Raw genomic sequence first — 19,990 nt, forward strand, 5'->3', positions numbered from 1 at the left:
CCCACAAGGCTGCGTACGGCCAGCCAGACGAGGTTCAAACGCCCCCCTCTGTCAAAGCGAGCCTGCAGCTCAGGCAATATCCTGACCCGGAACATCCAGCCCCATGGCGTTCAAGCGTGCGTAATAGCCGTTCTGCGCCAGCAGTTCGCCGTGAGTCCCACGTTCGACGATGCGCCCCTGATCCATCACCAGGATCAGGTCGGCTTTTTCGATGGTCGACAACCGGTGGGCAATCACCAAGGTCGTCCGGCCCTTCATGACCTGATCCAGTGCGGACTGGATATGCCGCTCGGACTCGGTATCCAGGGCCGAAGTAGCCTCGTCGAGAATCAACAGCGGAGCATTTTTCAAGAGAGCCCTGGCGATAGCCAGACGTTGACGCTGACCACCGGAAAGCAGCACACCGTTTTCACCGACCTGGGTATCCAGGCCTTGAGGCAATTGCCTGATGAAGTCCATGGCATAAGCGTCTTGCGCTGCCCTCTCGATATCGACGCGCGGCGCACCGGCCAGGTCGCCATAGGCAATATTGTTGGCAACCGTGTCGCTGAACAGCGTTACGTGCTGGGTCACCTGAGCAATATGACGGCGTAGGTTCAACAATTTGTACTGCTCGATTTCAACGCCATCGAGCAGGATCTCACCGTCATTGTGGTGATAGAAGCGAGGGATCAGGTTGGCCAGGGTGGACTTGCCGCTGCCCGAGCGCCCCACAAGCGCAACCATTTGTCCTGGTTCCACCGAAAAGCTGATGTCATCGAGCACCTGCCTGTCGGTATCCGGGTAGGTGAAGCTCAAATGGCGCACATCGAGCCGCCCGCTAACGGCATCACGCTCTACGGTACCGGTGTCGGTTTCCGGCGTGACATCCAGTTGTTCGAAAATACTTTCCGCACCGGCGACGCCTTTCTGGATTGTGGAGCTGACTTCCGACAACTGGCGGATGGGCTTGGGTAGCAGACCAGCCAAGGTAATGTAGGCCACCATGTCGCCCGCCGAAGCATCGCCGCGCAGAAACAGGACCAAGAACATCAGCGCGGCCATCGCACTGTAGATCACCAGTTGCAGCAATGGCGTGTAGATAGCTCCGGTACGCGTCATTCGCAACTGTTTGTCGGTGTTGCCCTGGCTGGCCTCGAGGAAGCGCTTCTGCTCATAGACCTCACCTCCGAAACTGCGCACCACGCGATAGCTCTGGATGGTCTCGGAGGCGACATGTGTCACATCCCCCATCGCCGCCTGGATTTTTTTGCTCTGCTTGCGAAATTTCTTGCTCGCGGTGCGGACCATGACCGCAATCAGCGGCAAGATCGCCACCATCACCAGGGTGAGGCGCCAGTTCATGAACAACAGCGAGGCGAACAGGAAAACTACCGTCATGCCTTCACGGATAACGACCTTGATCGCATCTGTTGCCGCCCCGGTTACCATCGTCACGTTGAAAGTGATGCGGGAAATCAGATGACCCGAGTTATGTTTGTCGAAATAGCGATTGGGCAACGTGAGCAGGTTGTTGAATAGCTGCACCCGCAGATCATGCACCAGTCCCAGCGAAACCTTGGCCAGGAAATAGTTGCCCAGATACGAACCCAACCCCTGCCAGGCAGCAATCAAAATGATCAGCAGCGGCACCGCCTGTAATAACTGCAGGTCCCGCAGGTATGGCACCGTCGGAAACAGCACCGCGTTCGGATTGGACAGGCCATCGACGAAATACTTGAGGATATAGCCAAGCATGGGCTGGGTAGACGCGAAAATCAGGAACCCGACGATACTCAACCCGAACAAGCCGATGTAAGGCTTCACGTAGCCGAGCAGGCGGAAATAGACTTTCAAGCTTGAGGGGCTTGCTGGGGAACTGGAATCGGCCATATCACGCGAATGTCGATAAAAAGGTCGCTGACTTTAACACAGCTTCTTCGGTGTTCTGGCAAACCGGTAAGGCTGTTATTGTTACGCCGCTACGAAATACTCCATAGCCATCACCGTGAATGGTCCACTTGATTACGAAAATGAATTCCTGAGCATGCTATCCAAGCACTACGCCCCCGCCCATAGGGTTTTCGATTTCATCTGCCTGTGGATTCTTCCGCTTGGCTTCCTGCTGCTTTTGTGCGCCTTGTTCTTTGTGCCGGGGCGCAGCCAGCACCATAAATTATTCTATGGGTTGTTCAGCATACCTGCCCTGATAGCCTTGTGCCTCAGGCCAAGCATGCTAAAAGAACTGGCCCGTGAGCCGATTTTCGTCGCTCTGGTCGTTTTCGTCAGCTGGGCGCTGATCAGCTTGTCGTGGGGGCCCGAGATCGACAGTATCGGGCGCCCGATCAAAACAGTACTGCATACCCTGCTACTGTTTGCCGGGTGTCATCTACTGGTGCGCTATCGCGGCGACCTGCTTCACCCTCTGTTGTTCGGCGCAGCGACGATAGCCCTGGTCGCCTCGCTCTATAATTTGTACATGTTTGCCAGGATATATGAGCCGGGAATGCGCTTGATCGGCTCCGGCGCCCTCGACAATCCGCTGCTCAGCTCTCACCTGTACGGGTTCTTTTGCGTTTACTGGATCAGTCTGGGCATGCTCTGGAGAAATCGCCAGATACTCTGGCTTTCTGTGCCTGCCACCCTAGTCATGCTGGCAGCCGTCGCCGCTACTGGCTCAAGAACGCCCTTGGTCGCATTGACCGCAGCCATTATCTGGATAGGTATCCTGTGTTGGAATCGTCGCTCGATGGCGTTGTTCGGGCTTCTAGCTCTGGGCGCAATCATCGCAAGCGTATGGTTCAACAGTATGATTTTTGCCCGTGGAGACTCATTTCGCCTGGAAATCTGGCAGATAGCCCTACAAATGATCGCCCAGCATCCCTGGATTGGGCACGGTTACGGGGCGGACTTTGAGGTTGATCCAGGCTTGGGCTACATGCTCTCCGAACCCCATAACTTTGCCCTTGGCGTGTTGTACTACGTCGGAATCGTCGGGCTGGTACCATGGATTTTCTTCCAGGCCTGGGGATTATTGAGCAGTTGGCGTTACCGGAATCATCCCTTGTTTATCGTGGCCTCCACTTGGCTGGTATACGGCATGAGCGCAGCGCTCACAGAGGGCGGAGGCATCCTGTCCAGGCCGAAGGAGCATTGGTTCCTGCTGTGGATTCCACTGGCCCTGATCGCTGCCCTGAGTATCAATTACCGCGCCAGACGCCTGCTGGATACTCCTGTGGAAAGGTTGACTCCGCAAGCCTTGGAAACGCTCTCGGCGGGTGCTCAGGTGATTGAATCCGATGGGCTTGGCCCAAAGGTCCTGCGTTTGTCCGGGGGAGATTTCCTCAAACTGTTCCGAGCACGTCGTTGGTACACCTCGGGCGGCTTCAATCCTTATTCCGAACGCTTTATCGTCAACAGTCAGTTGTTGCGAAACCTGGGCATCCAGAGCCCGACGATACTCGCGCTGTACCATTTGAACGACGGCAGCAGTGCAGTGCACTACGTCCCCTTGCCAGGAATGACCGTTCGCCAAGCGATGAAAGACGCTGCGACGCCTGCGCAACGCCACTCCCTGGTCCAGGGCTTTGGAAGATTCCTCGCGCAATTGCATGAACGAGGCGTTTACTTCCGATCCCTGCATATGGGCAATGTACTGGTCCTGGAAAACGGCGAATTCGGCCTGATCGATATTGCCGACATGTACGTATATCCGTCTTCGCTCAGGCTCGCGCTTCGCCAGCGCAACTTGCGCCATATGCAGCGCTATACGGAGGATTACGGCTGGCTTTTTGAGCAACACCTTGATGCGCTGCTTGATGGTTACGCCATGATCGCCTCGAAGCCGGCGGTCGATGACCTGCAAAAACGCATTCTGTCGAGAGACAGAACGGCCCGGGCGTGATGATCCCGTCGTTCGACATTGAACGACGATATCAGCCATCTCGGACCCTTTGAGCGCGGTTCAGTGCTTTTCCAGCGGACAAAAAAACATGCGCCCCAGGCCACGCCAGGTTTTTTTGTTCCAAGCCCTGAAAGGAACCTGCCTCAGTAGTTCACGAGCGAACACGTGGTCGCGGTTCGACATTTTCAGGAACATGGAATTAAGGAACTTGTAGCGCACTTGTTCATAAAGCGGATGATCGCTGAACAAGGCGTAGGTACGCAGAATGCTATCGGTCATGAACCGATGATTCTTGTAGGAGTTGGTAGCGTGCTTGCGATAGCGCGCCATCAATACACTCAGGCCATCAATGTAATACCCGGCCCGGGTCACCTTCAGCTCAATCAACAGATCTTCAAGGCGAATTTCCGGATCGAACCCTCCAACCTTCTCCAGCGCTTCGCGACGTATCATTAGGGTCGGTGCCGGCGGATAAGGCTTGCGCTCCATGAACATATCTTCGAAATCGAGCCGTCGAAAAGGTACGTCGCGGTTCTGGCGGTTCTCAGGGTACAGATTCCCTTCGGCATCAATCAACTCGATGTTGCCTGCACAAATGCCGACTTCAGGCTTGCCATCCATGTAGGCCACTTGAGTGGCAATTCGCTCGGGCAGCATGATGTCGTCGGAACCAAATGGCACAATCAGGCTGCCTGTGGCGCGTGCAATCGCTCCGTTAAGCGTATTGGTCAACCCCTGGTTCTGCTGGACCCGGAAGTCGAAGCCATGGGCCGCCTGCAGACGCTGGATACGTTCAACGCTGTCATCGGTGGAGCCGTCATCAATCACCATCAACTCGATGTTCGGATAGGTCTGTCCCAGCACACTGAGAATGCATTCTTCAATGTAGCGACCATGGTTGTAGGACGCGATGATCACGGTGACGACAGGCTGTGCGGCACTCATGGCTGCTCCTTACAGGTCTCATTCAGGCCGGTCTCGATCAACTCAAGGTATTTCCGACGGAACACTTCAATATCGTGCTGTTCAACAAGGTAGCGATAAGCTCGCTCGCCACAGGCCTTGAGTTCGGCATCCGACAGTCCCAGATAGGTATCGAGCGCCGTTATCAGACTCGGCACATCACCAGGCTTTACCGCCAAGCCTCCGGCACCTTGAATCAATGGCAACATTGCAGGCACATCAGAAGCGATCACCGGTAGATGTCCGCTCATTCCTTCCAGCAGCGCCAGGCCCAGGCCCTCGGCCAGGGAGGGCATGGTCCAGATATCGAAGGCCCTGACATATTGAAGGGCGTTTTCCTTGAAACCGAGCAGATGCGCGCGATCAGCCAGGCCCAATTGCTTGATCTGCGCGGCCAGACGGGACTCTTCACGCCCGGCACCGATGATTGCCAGCTGCGTGGTGGGGTATTTGTCCTTGAGTGCGGCAAAAGCCTGCAGCAAGTAGGTATGTCCTTTGACGGGCACCAATCGCCCCAAGGCGCCAACCAGTCTCACCGAAGGGCCGATACCCAGCATCTCGCGAGCGCGCTCGCGTGAATGCTGCAAAGCTTCCGCCTGCTGGATATCGATGGCATTGGTGATGGCGTAAGTATTGGACTCGGTGAATCCACAATGACAATCCAGGAGATACTGCTTGACGGCCGGCGATACGCCGACGAACCGCCAGTGTTGGTCCACCTGTCGCTGCGTCTGGCGACGGCGATAGAACCGATCATACTCTCCGAACCCGTGGGCAATGCCGATACACAACGGGATTTTCAACCATCGATTGAGCTGCAGCATCATGTTGACGGGCTTGAAGCGGTTGCACACCACGACATCGAATTTTTCCGCGCGGCAGAACTGGTACAGCCGCCACATCGCACGAAGGCGTATGCCCTTGAGTGACTTGTCCGAAAACTCGAAATAAACCGATCGATCGGCCCGACTGACCGCCTCGCCAGGCCCTGGGCGACCGCGCAGAAAAGCCGCCGTTACCTCGTAGCGCTCACGCGGAAGGGCCTTGACGATCTGCTCCGCCAGATCGGCGAAATCATGCTGCTTTACGTTGTAGTCCGGCTGCAACTGCAGCACTTTCAAACGCGGGCTCATAGTGCTCCTTGATGGAAACCTGTGGCGTCGATCATCCAGGCCGACTCTGTCGCCAGCCTTCGCATCCAAACAGGATCTGGCTCGGGCAGCGCCGACCAGTCGTTACGTTTCCAGCAGACGAAATGAAAATAGGGGAACGCTCGGTCCTCATCCCGATCATTGGTCAGGCGACCATTGCGCCAGAACCAGCGAAGGGGAAAATCCTCAGTACCGTCGTGCCATTTTATGCACCCGCCCGGCGTGCTGAATGCCTCGGTGAACTCACTGCGTCGACGCCATGGATTGAACTTGCCGACCAAGGAAAACAGCGGTTCGGGAAAGTTCTTTCTCCACATGAAAATACGGCTGAATGCCCCTTCGTCCAAGGCATGGTGCTGATCATCCATGAAGCGATGTTGCCAACTCTTAATCAGCTTGAACGCCTCACGCATGCTCGCAACGTTGCGTATCAGGCACAGATGCCCCGCAACGCGTCGCTCATGGGTTGAAAACAAGTCATGGGCCGCCAGGCGCTCGGCCGTAAAGTATTGCCGAAGGTCACCGTACACCAGGTCGATGTCGCCAAAGCCCCAGAAATCGTAACCTTCGAGGCGATCCGCATGGATATAGCCAAGGGCAGGCTTGATATCACACAGCTTATAAGCCTGCGTTGGCCTGAACTCGATATGTAGCCGCTCGGAAACCAACTGGCAGTACGCCTCGAATGTGATGGTCTCGACAGTCACATTAGAAGGGAGATTCTGCGGCACGCCACAATCACTGAATAACAGCCAGTCAATATCGGGGTTACGCCGACAACTTTCCAGAAACAAAGGCATCCAGAAAGGCCAACGCCCGAAATACGGAATGATAAAAAGAATACTCGGGCAAGAATTGATCACGACAAGCTCACATCCATCTGGGCGAGGACACTGGAGTCCACTTGGGTCATTTCGGCTTCATGTGTACTTCAGAGCGTTTCAAAAGCCAGAAAAGTTCGTGACGCCTGACCGTTTTACGAAAGAATTCATTCTCGCCATACACGGCGCCCTTGCGCCCCGCCAACAGCCGCTGGATGGCACGGCGCAGGCGACGCTTGAAGGGCGCTCGCGGCTGCAGATCATGCATCATGCCCAACGCCATGGCCTTGTCGCGCTGGCCGGCCAGCGCCAACGGCAGGCTGACAGGATGCATCGGCCGGTCCGGGTCGAAACACGGCGGCAACGCAATGCCCGTACCGGCATCACCCATGGGCCAGCGGTCATTATCGTGCAGGTGATTGGCGTAACCCAACAATGTGCCGGGTTGCCACTCCAGGCCTTCGAGGGCTTGCAGGACGGCATGATGGGCGCAAAGATGGTCAGGGTGCGGATCCAGGGTCGGATGCGGCAACACAATGACTTCAGGACGCGCCATCAGCAGCAACGCGCGCAAGTCGGCCACCAGGTTGTTCCAGGTCGGTGCGCCATCGACATCGCCGGGCAGGGCAAAAGGATTGAACCGGCGGAACGGCCGTGTATCGCTCAGGTCTGCCTCACGAGACCCCTGAGGCTGGGTGGGCGCGGCTTGCATGGCCGCCAACTGGAGGCAGAAGTACCCCAATTGCATGCAATGGCCTTGCGGCACCCCAGCCCAGCGCGGTACGGCGATGCTGTCCCAAGCCCGCAGACGGCCCTTGAGCCGCGCCGCCTCGACGCGATCCAGCCCCATCTGCTGATAATGTTCAGCTTCGATTTCGCCTGCGGTCAGTGTCACGATCCACGCTTCGTCGGCTCGGCTGTACAACCCATAAGCCGCCAGTTCCGCATCGTCGGCATGAGGGGCGATGACCATCACCCGCTGTTGTTGCACCTCCGGCGAGCTGAAGGACCAGAGCGTCGGCTCGCCCAGCAAACGGCAGAAGCGCCCGCGCAGCCGCAGCTCGCCCCGGGATAGCGTCGCCCCCTGCTCGCTGAGGTTCAGGTAGCGCAGGCCGTTGACGCCGCGCTCGAAGGTTTGTCGATCCGGGAGGTCTCCACCCAACAGCTCGACGACCGGGTCGATGAAACGCCCCAACCACCGGCTCTTGACCTGCAACGCGAGAACCAGCGTCGCGCCATCGTCCAGGATTACCCCGTCATCGAGCCGCAGCCGACCGGCATCCAGATGCACCTTAGGTTGCTGGGTGAAAGGCGGGAAGCTGTATTGGTAGTCGTCCCTGGGCGAGTAGAACAAATGATCTGCGAACCAGGCTTCGTGGGCGACCCAGCCCACTACCGCCAGGACCAACGGCAACCACCAGGCTACCAGCACGCCGAGCAGGGCCAGCACCATCAGGGCGAGTAACAACCCTGCCCGCTTGTTGCGACGGTGGCGCTTGAGCAACTGCTGTTTGCGATTCATCGGTGGGCTCATACGGTAAAAACCGGCACAGGGTTGCACCAACGGTCCTTGTATTCCCGGTCCGCCCGGCCGAACGAAAAACGCAACGGCTTGCCAGCGGCACGGGCATGCTCCCAGGCGCTTTGGGTATTGAGAAAACTCAGCACGCTACCGGGGCTGAATTCGCGGGTTTGCGGGTCCACGCCGCCATTGATGTACTCGACGCTGATCCACTCCGGCGCTTCGACCCGATACACCAATTGAATAGCGATCGGGGCATCGTTGAGAAAGATCACCGAACCGATCAGCAGTTCGCGCAGCAGCTCGATCACCTCGCCCATGCGCTCGGCACCGGTCGCCGCAAAACCCCAACGGCGCAGGAACAGGTCGCAGTAGATCGACGCCAGTTCCGCGCTGGAAAACTCATCGACCGAGCGCACCACTCCACCGGCCTCTTCCAGCAAACGCAGCTCGCGACGCTGGTTGTAGCGAAACTTCTTGGACAGCTCTTCCGGCGTACGCGCCATGGCCAGCTGTTCCTGCTGAACCTTCAGGCCGCTGAAACGCCCTTCGTTGAGGGCCGACAGATAACGTCCGCGATGACGCAACGGCGCCTGTGCATCGGGCGCCGCCGGCAGGATCAGCTCGGCATTGCCCAGGTCGAACAAGCCTTTCTTGCCGCTGCGCTTGAGCACATCCTTGGACAGCGCCAAATCCCGGCCCCAGGTCGCAATGGCCGCCTTCAGCTCACCCTGATGTTCGTATGCCAGGTAACGCACGGGAATACCGGCCAGGGCCGCCAGGCGCTCGATCACCAGGGGATGGGTCGCCACACTGCCACCAAAGCGCTGCCAGGCCTGGGCATAAGCCGAAGCGTCTGTTGCCATCCAGCCGCGCTCACGCCAACCTTGGAATCGATTGAGCATCAAGCCCTCGGCGCCAGTTCGGTGACTTGGGGCAAACGCCAGAATGCCTCGCGCACCGCACGATCGGAGAAGCGTTCACGCAGGCGGTCAAGCATCAGCTCGGCGCATTGACGCCGCTGCAGATCATCCATGACCGCCAGGTGCTGCAGCCCCTGAGCCAGGTGCTCGGCGTCGCCCAGCGGAAACAGAATACCCACGCCTTCGACCACTTCCTTCGCCCCGCCACAGGCCGTGGCCAGCAACGGCACGCCGGCGGCCATTGCTTCGAGCAACACCATGCCGAACGGTTCGTGATCGGAACTCAGGACGAACACGTCGAAAGCCCGAAAGTAACGGCGCGCCTCAGGCACCAGGCCGAGAAACAGCACGCGGTCGGCGATCCCCAGTTCCAGCGCCAGCTCCCGCAGGTCCTGCTCCAGACGCCCCTGGCCGAGAATGGCCAGTTGACTGTGGTCGGGCAAATACGCCAGTGCCGCGGCAAACCCCCGCAACAACGTGGCCTGTCCCTTGTCCGGATGCAGTCGGCCGACGTTGCCGACGATCCAGGCGTTCGCGTCCAGCCCCAAGGTATGCCGCGCCTCGTCCCGGGACACCAGGCCAGCCTCAGCGGCTTCCAGGTCGATGCGGTTGTAGAGAGTCTGGATCCGGCCCACCGGCCAATTCGGCAGACAGTGGCGCATGTCGTCGCGCACCGCATCGGAGACCCCGAGCAAGCTCAGGCGCTTGCGGAAAACATGGGCGAACAGCCGGCGAGTACGCCGTCGGTAATCGCCGAAGGCATGGTGCACGCCAATCACCCGCAGCCCAGTGCCGAGCAGGGCGATGTAGATAGGCTTGAAACGGTGGGCAATACAGAAACTGAAATTGCGCGAAGCGGCGATCTTGCGCAGATCGCCAATGGCGCCCAGCTTCAGGCCTCTCACGGCACTGGAGCTGTACTCCATGAACAGCACCTCGTCCGAGGCGCAACCAGCAGCGACCTCGGCATCGGCGACCCCGGTGAGAAACACCGTGGTCACGCGATAGCCGGTACCCGAGAACAGGCTGGCGTATTGACGGGCACAGTCGAGGAACGGCCCGTCATAACCGTGGCAGAACTGCAGCACATGTCGCTCAGCCGAGCGTGTCATAAGCGTCTACGCCGTCTTTGATCACCAGAATGTCTTCCATGATCAGGTACTGCAGATCGGAGCCATAGAACATGTTCAGCGCGTCGGTCGGCGAACAGATCATCGGTTCGCCGCGGCGGTTGAGTGAGGTATTCAGGGACACACCATTGCCTGTCAGGACTTCCAAAGCTTTCATCATGTCGTAGTAGCGCGGATTGTATTCGCGCTTGAGCACCTGGGCCCGGGAAGTACCGTCTTCGTGGACGACTTCCGGGACACGGGTTTTCCACTCTTCGGCCACTTCGAATGTGAAGGTCATGAAGGGGGCGGGATGATCGACCTTGATCATCTGGGGCGCCACGGTGTCGAGCATCGACGGGCAGAAAGGCCTCCAGCGCTCGCGGAACTTGATTTGTTCGTTGATGCGATCCGCAACGCCGCTGGCGCTCGGGCAACCGATGATCGAACGACCACCCAAGGCTCGTGGGCCAAACTCCATGCGCCCCTGGAACCAGGCCACCGGGTTACCGTCGACCATGATTTTGGCAATGCGCTCAGGGGTGTTGTCGATCTTGCGCCACGCCGGTTTGCTCGGATGACGGGCACAGGCGGCGATCACGTCTTCGTTGCTGTAGGCCGGGCCGAGGTAGACGTGTTCCATCTTCTCCACGGGCACGCCACGGGCATGGGACACATAAGCGGCCGCGCCCACGGCTGTACCGGCGTCGCCGGAAGCCGGTTGCACGAACAGCTCCTTGACGTCGTCACGGGCGATGATCTTCTGGTTCAGCTTGACGTTCAACGCGCAACCGCCAGCAAAAGCCAGCTTGCCGGTTTCCTTGAGCACGTCGCCCAGGTAGTGGTCGATCATCTGCAGCGCAAGTTTCTCGAACAGCGCCTGCATGCTGGCCGCGTAATGGATGTACGGCTCGTCGGCGATATCGCCTTCGCGCTTGGGGCCGAGCCATTCGATCAGCTTCGGCGAGAAGTAGAAGCCCTTGCCCTTCTCTTTATAGCGGCGCAGGCCGATCACGTTGGCGTAGTCGGTGTTGATCACCAACTGGCCGTTCTCGAACGAGGCCAGGCGCGAGAAATCGTACTTGCTGGCATCGCCGTAGGGCGCCATGCCCATGACCTTGAATTCGCCGTCGAGCATTTCAAAGCCAAGGAATTCAGTGATCGCACCGTACAGGCCGCCCAGTGAGTCCGGGTCGAAAAATTCCTTGATCTTGTGGATCTTGCCGTTTTCGCCGTAGCCGAAGAAGGTCGTGGCGTACTCGCCCTTGCCGTCGATGCCCAGGATCGCGGTTTTTTCCTGGAAGCCCGAGCAGTGATAGGCGCTGGAAGCGTGGGCCAGGTGGTGCTCGACCGGCTCGATCTTGATCTTCTTGGGATCGAAGCCCAGTTGCTCCAGGCACCAGACGATCTTGCGGCGATAGCGCTTGTAGCGACGGTTGCCCATCAGGATCGCGTCGAGAGCACGGTCCGGGGCATACCAGTAGCGCTTGGCGTAGTGCCAGCGCGCTTCGCCGAACAGGCTGATCGGCGCGAACGGGATCGCTACCACATCGACATCGGATGGCTTGATGCCAGCTTGCTCCAGGCAGAACTTCGCCGACTCATAGGGCATGCGGTTCTTTGCATGCTTATCGCGTACGAAGCGCTCTTCCTCGGCCGCCGCGATCAGCTTTCCGTCTATGTACAGCGCTGCGGAAGGATCATGGCTGAGGGCGCCGGACAGGCCAAGAATCGTCAATGCCACAGGGTCTAGCCTCTTATATCTGCATACGGGCGAAAAGCGCCGCGAAAAATTGATGTGCCACTCGCCGGGGCGCTAGGCAGCTAAAGGGCGGGATTATAGCGTAAAAGCGTCGGTAAGCCGCTAGCGGCGAAGACAGACCGGTAAGTATTTGAATACCACCGGCCGTGTGCCCTGCAACGGGTTGCTGACGATTTTAGGTGCCAGTCCGTTAGCCCGCAAAAACAGGATGTGAGCATGTTCGGCAAGGCCCCGTCCATCACACTCATTAAAAAATGACCCGACCATTCAGGTTACCTGGATGTACAACAGATAAGATCGCCCACTGATTCATTTCGTTCAAGGCGCCCCCTTCATATACCCCAACCAGCGCTCCAATAGTTAAAAATATTTTAACTCTTATATCCATGTCGAGACTTGAAAAGCCGTCCGTCGCCACTGTCGACATTGACAGTAGCAAGTTTGAAAACCGGACAAACCCAACACAACAGGACAACCTTACTGATACCAAGCCCCCCAATCATGACCACCGATGCGATCAGTTATTGGCGGGACGGCTACCGAATCTCATGCCTGTGAGCCTGACCACGGGAGCAGCTATTTAGAGTGGGACCTGAATTGATGGATCAGTTGCTTTACGATAGATCTTTAAGAAGACCAGAAGTAGCCCATGTTTTCCAGCCACTCCCTCGTCAATGCGTTCAAAAACGGCATTCGATCAATGCCTGATATCTTTGCCGCCTATTTCATCCTTGGCTGCTGCGAGCGTTTCGCAGCAACCATTCTTCGATTATGAATCGCACATGCCCCACAGGTAACACTTTGAAGCAAAAAAGCAGCGCCCTGAAAATTCAAAAAACAACTCCAAGTTGATGTCAGCCCAGGCAAAGACATATCTTCACAGCCCAACTTCACTCATTCTCGTATCTTTGGTAGTCGACCATTTATCACCCGATACAACGCACTGCCCTCAGGCCAGTTGCGCATGAATCGCGCCCGATCCCGGGCATAGGCAGGGGCGAAGCTCGCGAGGGTGCGGTGCTGGCACATGGAATCCAGGTCGATCAGTGCCCAGCGATCATGCTGCCAGAACAGGTTGTGTCCCTTGAAGTCGCCATGGCTGATGCGTTCGCGGATCAGGTCGGCGAACAATCGGTCCAGCGCCAGCAACTCGGATTCCGGTGCATCACCGCTTTCCACGTAAGGAGCAAAACGCTCGATGATGTCCGGCCCCGACAGATGCTCGGTCACCAGGTAGGCACCACGACGCAGCCACAGGAAACGCTTCTCCAGCAATGCCAGGGGTTTGGGGGTGGCGATGCCGAGAAATGCCAGGCGATGGCCCTCGCGCCAGGAGTGCCAGGCACGGCTCGGACGCCAGAAGCGCTTGAGCCAATGGGCGAAGTTTTTGATGTTGTAGCGCTTGATGACCAGGGTACGACCGTCGACCTCGACTTTGCCGACACTCGCCGCCCCCCCGGTCTTGTACAAGTGGCCCTGATCCAGCAAGGCATCCGCCCGCTCCAGCACTGGCACCATGGCCGCCTCTTCGTCGCGCCGGATCGCTCGCAGACCGAACGCCCCACGCTGCACGTTGAACAGACTGCATTCGCGCCCGACCTTTTCCATGAAGTCGTTCAGTCGCCAGGCCTGCACCTTGTCGATCTGCTTTTGCAGCGCTTCCATGGGCAGCGCGTGTTCGGCGTTGCTCAGCAGATAATGCACCAGCAACTCTTCGGTGAACGGCTCGATGGACTTGGGTAACTGGGCGAAAAACACCCCAAGATTTTCCAGCACTTTCTGTCGCGACAAGGGTTGCCCCGGCGTCTCGGTACGGATGCCGGCACCGTCGATCAAATAGAGCTTACCGTCGTGGCGAAGCAGGTTGTCCAAGTGCAGGTCTTCCTGCCACAAGCCTTTGCCATGCAGTTGTGCAATGGCTCCCAAGGCCTCGGCCAGCACCGCCGTTTGCTCGTCGGCCAGCAGAGGCAGGTGCTCGACCTGTTTCCAGGCATCCCCCAGGCTTTCAGCGCCTTCGAGGAACTCGAACAGCAACCAACCGCCCTCGCCGTCCTTCAGGCCGTCGGCCAACAACAACGGCGTCGTCAAGCCCTGTTCGGCCAACAGGCGCACGCCTTGCAGTTCGCGCTGGAAATGCCGGGCCGCTTTGCTACCGACCAGCAGTTTGGCCAGCACCGGCCGGCCGCGCCAGACGCCTGCGCCGACATAACGCTGCCCCGGCAACACCCGTAACAGTGACAGCAGCTGCAATTGAGCCGGACCGGCGGCATCGGCCAGCTCCAGGCTCATGGGCAGGCCGGGACTGCGACCGGCGCTTTTCAATTCGGACAAATGCATCAACGGGCTTCCTTGTGGCTGCGCCGAGCGGTCAGGCGGTCCAGCCAGCGATCGACCAGGGCGGCGTCCGGCGGCTGGTCCAGGTAGGTAGCCAGTAACTGGCGGACTTCGCCTTCATTCCAGACTGAGGCGCGACGCATCAAAGGCTCAAGATCCTTGACCCTGTCGCGCTGACCGAACAGCAGCGGGCGGGTCTTCTCCAGGTCGATCAACTGCGCCTGATAGCCGTCGGCAGTCGCTTGCAGAAAGATGTGCTTGGGATAAAAGCAACCATGGACCTGATGCATGCCATGCAGCCGCCGCGCCAACAGACCGCAGGCTTTCAGGATGGTCGAACGTTGCGCCATCGTCAGCGCCGGCCAGTCCTGCAACAGCGAATCCAGGTCATCCCAGCCATCCAGGGCCCGCGTCAACAGGATCGCCCGCACTTCGCCGTCGATCTTGCGCTGGCCGTAGAACACCGCTTGCAGGGCCGGAATCCCCAACTGGCGATAACGGCTGATGTTGCGAAACTCCCGGGAAAAACTCGGCTCACCGAAGGGGTGGGACAAGGTCCGCGTCAGGTAATTGCTCTGGCGCTTGAGATAATAGCCCCGCCCTTCCAACTCTAGCCGGAACACGCTGCTCCAGCCGTCTCCCGACGTGTTGGGTTCGTCCACTGCGTCCAGTTGCCGCGCCCACAGGGCCTCGAAACTGTCCAGACCGTGACGCTCCAGCAATGGCCGGTCTTCACCGGCCAGGAAATCAGTCATTCACGCCCCTCGAAAAATCTCACCACGTGACGGATGCGTTTCTTGTCGCACGTATCAAGTCGGTCGCGTTGGCGATATTGCAGGTAGAAACGCAGGCGCTGGGTGGCCGACAAGTGATACTTGGCGACTTTGTCCAGGCACGCCAGGTCCTTGGTGACGCGGTACTTGAGCCAGAAGCCACGCCAGAAATCACCGTTCGGACAGTCGATCAGGAACAGCCGCGACTGGTCGTTGATCAGCAGATTGCGCCACTTCAGATCGTTATGGGTGAAACGATGCTCGTGCATGGTCCTCGTGTAGCCAGCCAGTTGCCGGCTCACCCCATCGACCCAGGCGCGATCGGCCAGTCGCGGGTCGTGACGGTCTGCCAGGGCCGAGAGGTCTTCGGTGTGGGGCAGTTCGCGGGTGATCATCGCCCCCCGGGCATAGGCCGCACCGTGACGCTCCAGACCCCAGGCCACGATCTCGGCCGTGGGGATGCCCCACTTGGCGAAGCGCTTGAGGTTCTGCCACTCGGACTTGACCCGCGGCTTGCCCAAGTAACGGCGCAGGCCCTTGCCGGCCCCAACGTAGCGCTTGACGTAATAGTTCACGCCATTGCGCTGCACGCGGATCACCTCCGACAGCGGGTCACGGGTCAAGCGCTCCCCTTGCAGGGCAAACACCGCGTCGAGGCTGCCGAAATCCTCCGCCAGCTCGGCGTAGGCCGGTTCCAGTTTCCAACCCGACATCAGAGCGCATCCCCGTACCGCTGTTTGCGGGCATAGAGCTTGTTGGCCTTGGCGTCGAGCCAGCTCAACAGTGCAGCCTCTTGCGCAAGGATCCGGCGCAGCGGCTGCTGAAAGTAGCCCTTCAAAAAGCGCAGCTTGTCGCGACGGGTCAGGCCAATGTCCAGCGCCGAGAAATACAGCGCAGCCAGGTCCTTGTTGCGCCAGCGGGTGGTGATGGCCGGACGGGTCTGGGCGCGGTGCAGGTCGATCACCGAGAGCTTGAAGTCCTGAGGGGTCACCGGTTTGTCGGTGTGCAGCAGAAAATGGCAGATGTAGCAGTCGCGATGGTTGACCCCGGCACGGTGCATCATGCCGGTCATGCGCGCCACTTCGGCGATCAGGGCCCGCTTGAGCGCCGGTTGCGGCGGATGCTTGACCCAGTCGATGCTGAAGTCTTCGAGACTGATGGTCGGCGCCAGCTCTTCGGTGACGATGAAGGAGTGCTGGTCCGCCGGATTCTGGCCCTTTTCGCCATACGCAACGGCAGTCATGGTCGGCACGCCGACTTCCTGCAGGCGCTGGATGGCTTTCCACTCCTGCCCCGCACCGAGGACCGGCAGCTTGGCGGTGACCAGGTTCTTGACGATCTCGCCCCAACCGATGCCACGGTGGATCTTCACGAAAAAGCCGCGACCGTCCACCTCGGTGCGCAAGGTGCGCCGGGCTTCCAGTTCACGATAGACCTCGCCCTTGAGCGCCTCGACTTCGACGAACGCATCGCGCCCGGCCCAAAGGCTCTTGAACGGTTCGGCCAGCATCAATTTCATTACGGGTGCTCCGCCAATATCACATCGGCCGCGTGCTGCGGCATGCTGTAGAGGTCGGCCGTTTCAGCGAACGCCAGACCATTGCGGCTCCAGGCCGCCCGCGCATCGGCATCACTCAGCATCCGCTCCAGGTATTCGGTGAGCTGCGCCTGTTCGAACGGTTCGTCCAGCACCAGCCCACTGTCGGCCTCGGTGATGTAATGGGCGTACCCGCACACCGCGCTGACCAGTACCGGCAACCCGGCCACCAGCGCTTCGAGCAGCACGGTGCCGGTATTCTCGTTGTACGCCGGATGGATCAACAGGTCGGCCCCCAGGAGGAAACGCGGGATATCGCTGCGCCCCTTGAGGAATCGAACATTGTCACCGAGCCCCAACGCGGCGCTCTGCAATTGGAATACTTTGGGGTCGTCCTGGCCGATTACAAACAGCCGGGTACGTTTTTTCAGTTCGGCAGGCAGCGCGGCGAGCGCCTTGAGGCTGCGATCCACGCCCTTGGTCTTGAACCCGGACCCGATCTGCACCAATAGAAGATCGTCATCGGCCAGCTCGAACTCGGCACGGAACTCGGCACGAATCGCGTCGGCATCGGCGGGTCGGCGGCGGTCCTGGGCAATGCCCGGCGGCAACAGGTGAAAGCGCTCCAGCGGCGTGCCGTAATGCTTGATGAACAGCGGCTGCTGGACTTCGGAAATCATCAGCACGTCTGTCTTGGCGTCCCTGGCGAACACCGCTCGCTCGTACTCGGCAAAATGCCGGTAGCGCCCCCAGCGTCGATACAAGGAATTGCGCAGGGTCTGCGCCTTGTCTTCAAAACAGCCGTCGGCGGCGTAATACACGTCCAGGCCGGGCATCTTGTTGAAGCCGATCAAACGGTCTACCGGGCGCTTGGCCAGGTCCGCTTCCATCCATGCACTGAGTTTCTCGTTGCGACGGTGATTGAACAGCGCCTTGACCGGCGCCACCAGCACTTCAAAACCCGGCGGGACGTCACCTTCCCAAATCAGCGTGTAGACACGGATCTGATGACCACGCCGCTGGCATTCCAAGGCGATGCGCATGAAGTCACGCTGCAGGCCGCCGAAGGGAAAGTATTTATAAAGGACAAAAGCCAATTGCATCAGCGCGGCTCCTCAGCCAATAACGTGCTCAGGTGGCTGGCAACACGCTCGGGGTTCAGTCGCGTAAAGCACAAGGGCTGCTCGCGTTTCAGGTCAAACCGACGGGCATCTTCGGCGGTCGGCGGATAAGTGCATTGTTTCTGCATGCAGGGCGCACAGGGGAAATCGCTGGCGAGATGGATCTGGCCCTTGCCATAGGCGCCGGTCAACACCGGGTTGGTGGGACCGAGCAGCGAGATAGTCGGCACGTCCAAGGCGGCAGCCAGGTGACCGAGGCCAGTATCAACCGCCACACAAGCCTGGGCCCCGGCCAGTACCTTGCCCATCCCGCCCAGGTTCAGTTTCGGCAACACCAGGGCATTGCGCAGCCCTTTGGCGATACGTTCGGCCCGGGCTTTTTCCAGCGGACTGCCCCACGGCAACTTCACCACCACGCCGAACTGGCCCATGCGCTCGGTGAGCTGGCGCCAATACAACTCCGGCCAGTGTTTGGATTCCCAAGTCGTGCCATGCAGGAATACCACATAAGGATAGGCGCGCGGCAGCTCCACCAGACGATCGACGTTCAAGCCGTAGTTGCCCAGGGTCTGGGGTAAGTCATAGCCCAGCGCCACGGCGAACAATTGTCGCACGCGCTCAACCGCATGCTGACCGCGCGCCACCGCCAGGCGACGGGAATAGAAGCGCGCCGCCAGGGGCTCACGGGCCGAATTTTTATCCAGACCGGCCACCGGAGCCTTGACGTAGCGGGTCAGCCAGGCACTTTTCAGCAGGCCCTGGGCATCAATCACTAGGTCATACCGTTCGGCGCGCATGCTCTGCTTGAAGCGTCGCCACTCGCCGCTCTTGATGGTTTGCCAGAGGTTCTTGCGCCAACGACGGATCGCCACCGGGATGACCTTGCCCACGGCCGGGTGCCAGGTCGGAATCTCGGCGAAACCTTCTTCCACCACCCAATCGAAACGGATACCGGGAATCGCCCGCGCCGCGTCGGTCAACGCCGGCAGCGTGTGGACCACATCGCCCAGCGAAGAGGTCTTGATCAGCAATACCCGCAACTTACTGGACCTCCACGGGGGTGCCCTGCAAACGTGCCAGGGCATCGTTCACCGACGGCGGCATGAGCTGACGCAGACAGTTGTAATGACCGAAGCGGCAGGTACGGTCGAAGCACGGGCTGCACTCGATGCCCAGGCGCACGACTTCGACCTTGTCAGCCAGTGGCGGCGTAAAGCCCGGCGAGGTGGAGCCGTAAACGGCAACCAACGGGCGGTTCAGGGCAGCGGCTACGTGCATCAGCCCGGAATCGTTGGACACCACCGAATCGGCGCAGGACAACAGGTCGATGGCCTCCGCCAGAGACGTGTTACCGCTGAGGTTTACCGACTCTTCCCGCAGGCCCGGAATCAGCCGCGAGCGGATGTCTTCGCCCACCGAGTGATCGTTTTTCGAACCGAACAGCCAGACTTGCCAACCTTCGCGGATCTTCGCTTCGGCCACCTGGGCGTAATGATCCGCCGGCCAACGCTTGGATTCGCCGAACTCGGCACCGGGGCACAGCGCCAACACCGGGCGGTCCAGGCTCAGGCCGAACTTGGCCAGCGCCGCTTCGCGGGTCACCGGGTCGATCTGCAAGTCGGGGCGCGGATAGGGCTTGGGCAACTCGGTACCCGGCGCGTAGGCCAGGGCCATGAAACGCTCGATCATCAACGGATAGCGGTCTTTGTCCAGCGTACGCACATCGTTGAGCAGGCCATAGCGGAACTCGCCGCGCCAGCCGGTACGCTTGGGGATGCCGGCGAAGAACGGCACCAATGCGGACTTCAACGAGTTGGGCAACAGGATCGCCTGGTCATACTGACCGGCCAGGGACTTACCGATGCGCCTGCGGGTCGCCAGCTCCAGCACACCGTGACCGAGCGGAAAGCTCAAGGCCTTGCGTACTTGCGGCATGCGTTCCAGGATCGGTCGGCTCCACTCGGGGGCCAGGACGTCGATCTCGCATTGCGGGTGGAGCTGCTTCAGACACTGGAACAGTGTCTGCGCCATCACCATGTCACCGACCCAACTGGGCCCAACGATCAGAATATTCATGTGTTTTCCAAAAAC

16 protein-coding genes are annotated in these 19,990 nt (G+C 59.5%); 1 reads left to right on the plus strand and 15 read right to left on the minus strand.

Annotated elements, in window-relative coordinates; all coding sequences use genetic code 11:
* Positions 1–69 precede the first annotated feature (69 nt).
* Positions 70–1,872, minus strand: a complete 1,803-nt coding sequence (gene msbA / locus FGE05_RS17320) for a lipid A export permease/ATP-binding protein MsbA (RefSeq protein ID WP_139646822.1) — start codon at positions 1,870–1,872, stop codon at positions 70–72.
* A gap of 154 nt (positions 1,873–2,026) precedes the next feature.
* On the opposite strand from msbA, the gene FGE05_RS17325 reads away from it, so the two are divergent.
* Positions 2,027–3,883 (plus strand): bifunctional O-antigen ligase/aminoglycoside phosphotransferase family protein, encoded by a 1,857-nt coding sequence (locus FGE05_RS17325; protein WP_139646824.1) that lies wholly within the window; start codon positions 2,027–2,029, stop codon positions 3,881–3,883.
* 60 nt (positions 3,884–3,943) lie between these two features.
* On the opposite strand, the gene FGE05_RS17330 is transcribed toward FGE05_RS17325, so the two are convergent.
* The 14 genes from FGE05_RS17330 to waaF form a co-directional block, all read right to left on the minus strand.
* Positions 3,944–4,828, minus strand: a complete 885-nt coding sequence (locus tag FGE05_RS17330) for a glycosyltransferase (protein ID WP_139646826.1) — start codon at positions 4,826–4,828, stop codon at positions 3,944–3,946.
* Positions 4,825–5,979, minus strand: coding sequence for a glycosyltransferase (locus tag FGE05_RS17335; protein ID WP_139646924.1), 1,155 nt, complete (start codon positions 5,977–5,979; stop codon positions 4,825–4,827). Before FGE05_RS17335 ends, FGE05_RS17330 begins: the two co-directional genes overlap by 4 nt.
* Positions 5,976–6,860: a DUF6625 family protein gene (locus FGE05_RS17340; RefSeq protein WP_139646828.1), complete on the minus strand. Its 885-nt coding sequence runs from the start codon at positions 6,858–6,860 to the stop codon at positions 5,976–5,978. The genes FGE05_RS17335 and FGE05_RS17340 overlap by 4 nt, the downstream gene beginning before the upstream one ends.
* 46 nt (positions 6,861–6,906) lie before the next feature.
* Positions 6,907–8,340 (minus strand): PIG-L deacetylase family protein, encoded by a 1,434-nt coding sequence (locus FGE05_RS17345; RefSeq protein WP_139646830.1) that lies wholly within the window; start codon positions 8,338–8,340, stop codon positions 6,907–6,909.
* Positions 8,341–8,348: 8 nt separating this feature from the next.
* Positions 8,349–9,245, minus strand: coding sequence for an antimicrobial resistance protein Mig-14 (locus tag FGE05_RS17350; RefSeq protein WP_139646832.1), 897 nt, complete (start codon positions 9,243–9,245; stop codon positions 8,349–8,351).
* Positions 9,245–10,375, minus strand: a complete 1,131-nt coding sequence (locus FGE05_RS17355) for a glycosyltransferase (RefSeq protein WP_139646834.1) — start codon at positions 10,373–10,375, stop codon at positions 9,245–9,247. The genes FGE05_RS17350 and FGE05_RS17355 overlap by 1 nt, the downstream gene beginning before the upstream one ends.
* Complete coding sequence (locus FGE05_RS17360; protein WP_139646837.1) at positions 10,359–12,116, minus strand: carbamoyltransferase; 1,758 nt, start codon at positions 12,114–12,116, stop codon at positions 10,359–10,361. Before FGE05_RS17360 ends, FGE05_RS17355 begins: the two co-directional genes overlap by 17 nt.
* A 912-nt stretch (positions 12,117–13,028) precedes the next feature.
* A complete protein-coding gene (locus tag FGE05_RS17365) occupies positions 13,029–14,471 on the minus strand; it encodes a lipopolysaccharide kinase InaA family protein (RefSeq protein WP_139646839.1) in 1,443 nt (480 codons plus the stop codon).
* Complete coding sequence (locus tag FGE05_RS17370) at positions 14,471–15,223, minus strand: lipopolysaccharide kinase InaA family protein (RefSeq protein ID WP_139646841.1); 753 nt, start codon at positions 15,221–15,223, stop codon at positions 14,471–14,473. The genes FGE05_RS17365 and FGE05_RS17370 overlap by 1 nt, the downstream gene beginning before the upstream one ends.
* Positions 15,220–15,954 (minus strand): lipopolysaccharide kinase InaA family protein, encoded by a 735-nt coding sequence (locus tag FGE05_RS17375; RefSeq protein WP_139646842.1) that lies wholly within the window; start codon positions 15,952–15,954, stop codon positions 15,220–15,222. Before FGE05_RS17375 ends, FGE05_RS17370 begins: the two co-directional genes overlap by 4 nt.
* Positions 15,954–16,760 carry a lipopolysaccharide core heptose(I) kinase RfaP gene (gene rfaP, locus FGE05_RS17380; protein WP_139646844.1) on the minus strand — a complete coding sequence of 269 codons (807 nt, stop codon included), beginning with the start codon at positions 16,758–16,760 and terminating at the stop codon, positions 15,954–15,956. The genes FGE05_RS17375 and rfaP overlap by 1 nt, the downstream gene beginning before the upstream one ends.
* Positions 16,760–17,881 (minus strand): glycosyltransferase family 4 protein, encoded by a 1,122-nt coding sequence (locus tag FGE05_RS17385; protein ID WP_139646847.1) that lies wholly within the window; start codon positions 17,879–17,881, stop codon positions 16,760–16,762. The genes rfaP and FGE05_RS17385 overlap by 1 nt, the downstream gene beginning before the upstream one ends.
* Positions 17,881–18,939, minus strand: a complete 1,059-nt coding sequence (gene waaC, locus FGE05_RS17390; RefSeq protein WP_139646849.1) for a lipopolysaccharide heptosyltransferase I — start codon at positions 18,937–18,939, stop codon at positions 17,881–17,883. The genes FGE05_RS17385 and waaC overlap by 1 nt, the downstream gene beginning before the upstream one ends.
* A gap of 1 nt (position 18,940) precedes the next feature.
* Positions 18,941–19,975, minus strand: coding sequence for a lipopolysaccharide heptosyltransferase II (waaF, locus tag FGE05_RS17395; protein WP_139646851.1), 1,035 nt, complete (start codon positions 19,973–19,975; stop codon positions 18,941–18,943).
* Between the last annotated feature and the right edge of the window lie 15 nt (positions 19,976–19,990).

The organism is Pseudomonas sp. ICMP22404 (assembly GCF_006227205.1).
In the GTDB taxonomy this organism is placed as follows: domain Bacteria; phylum Pseudomonadota; class Gammaproteobacteria; order Pseudomonadales; family Pseudomonadaceae; genus Aquipseudomonas.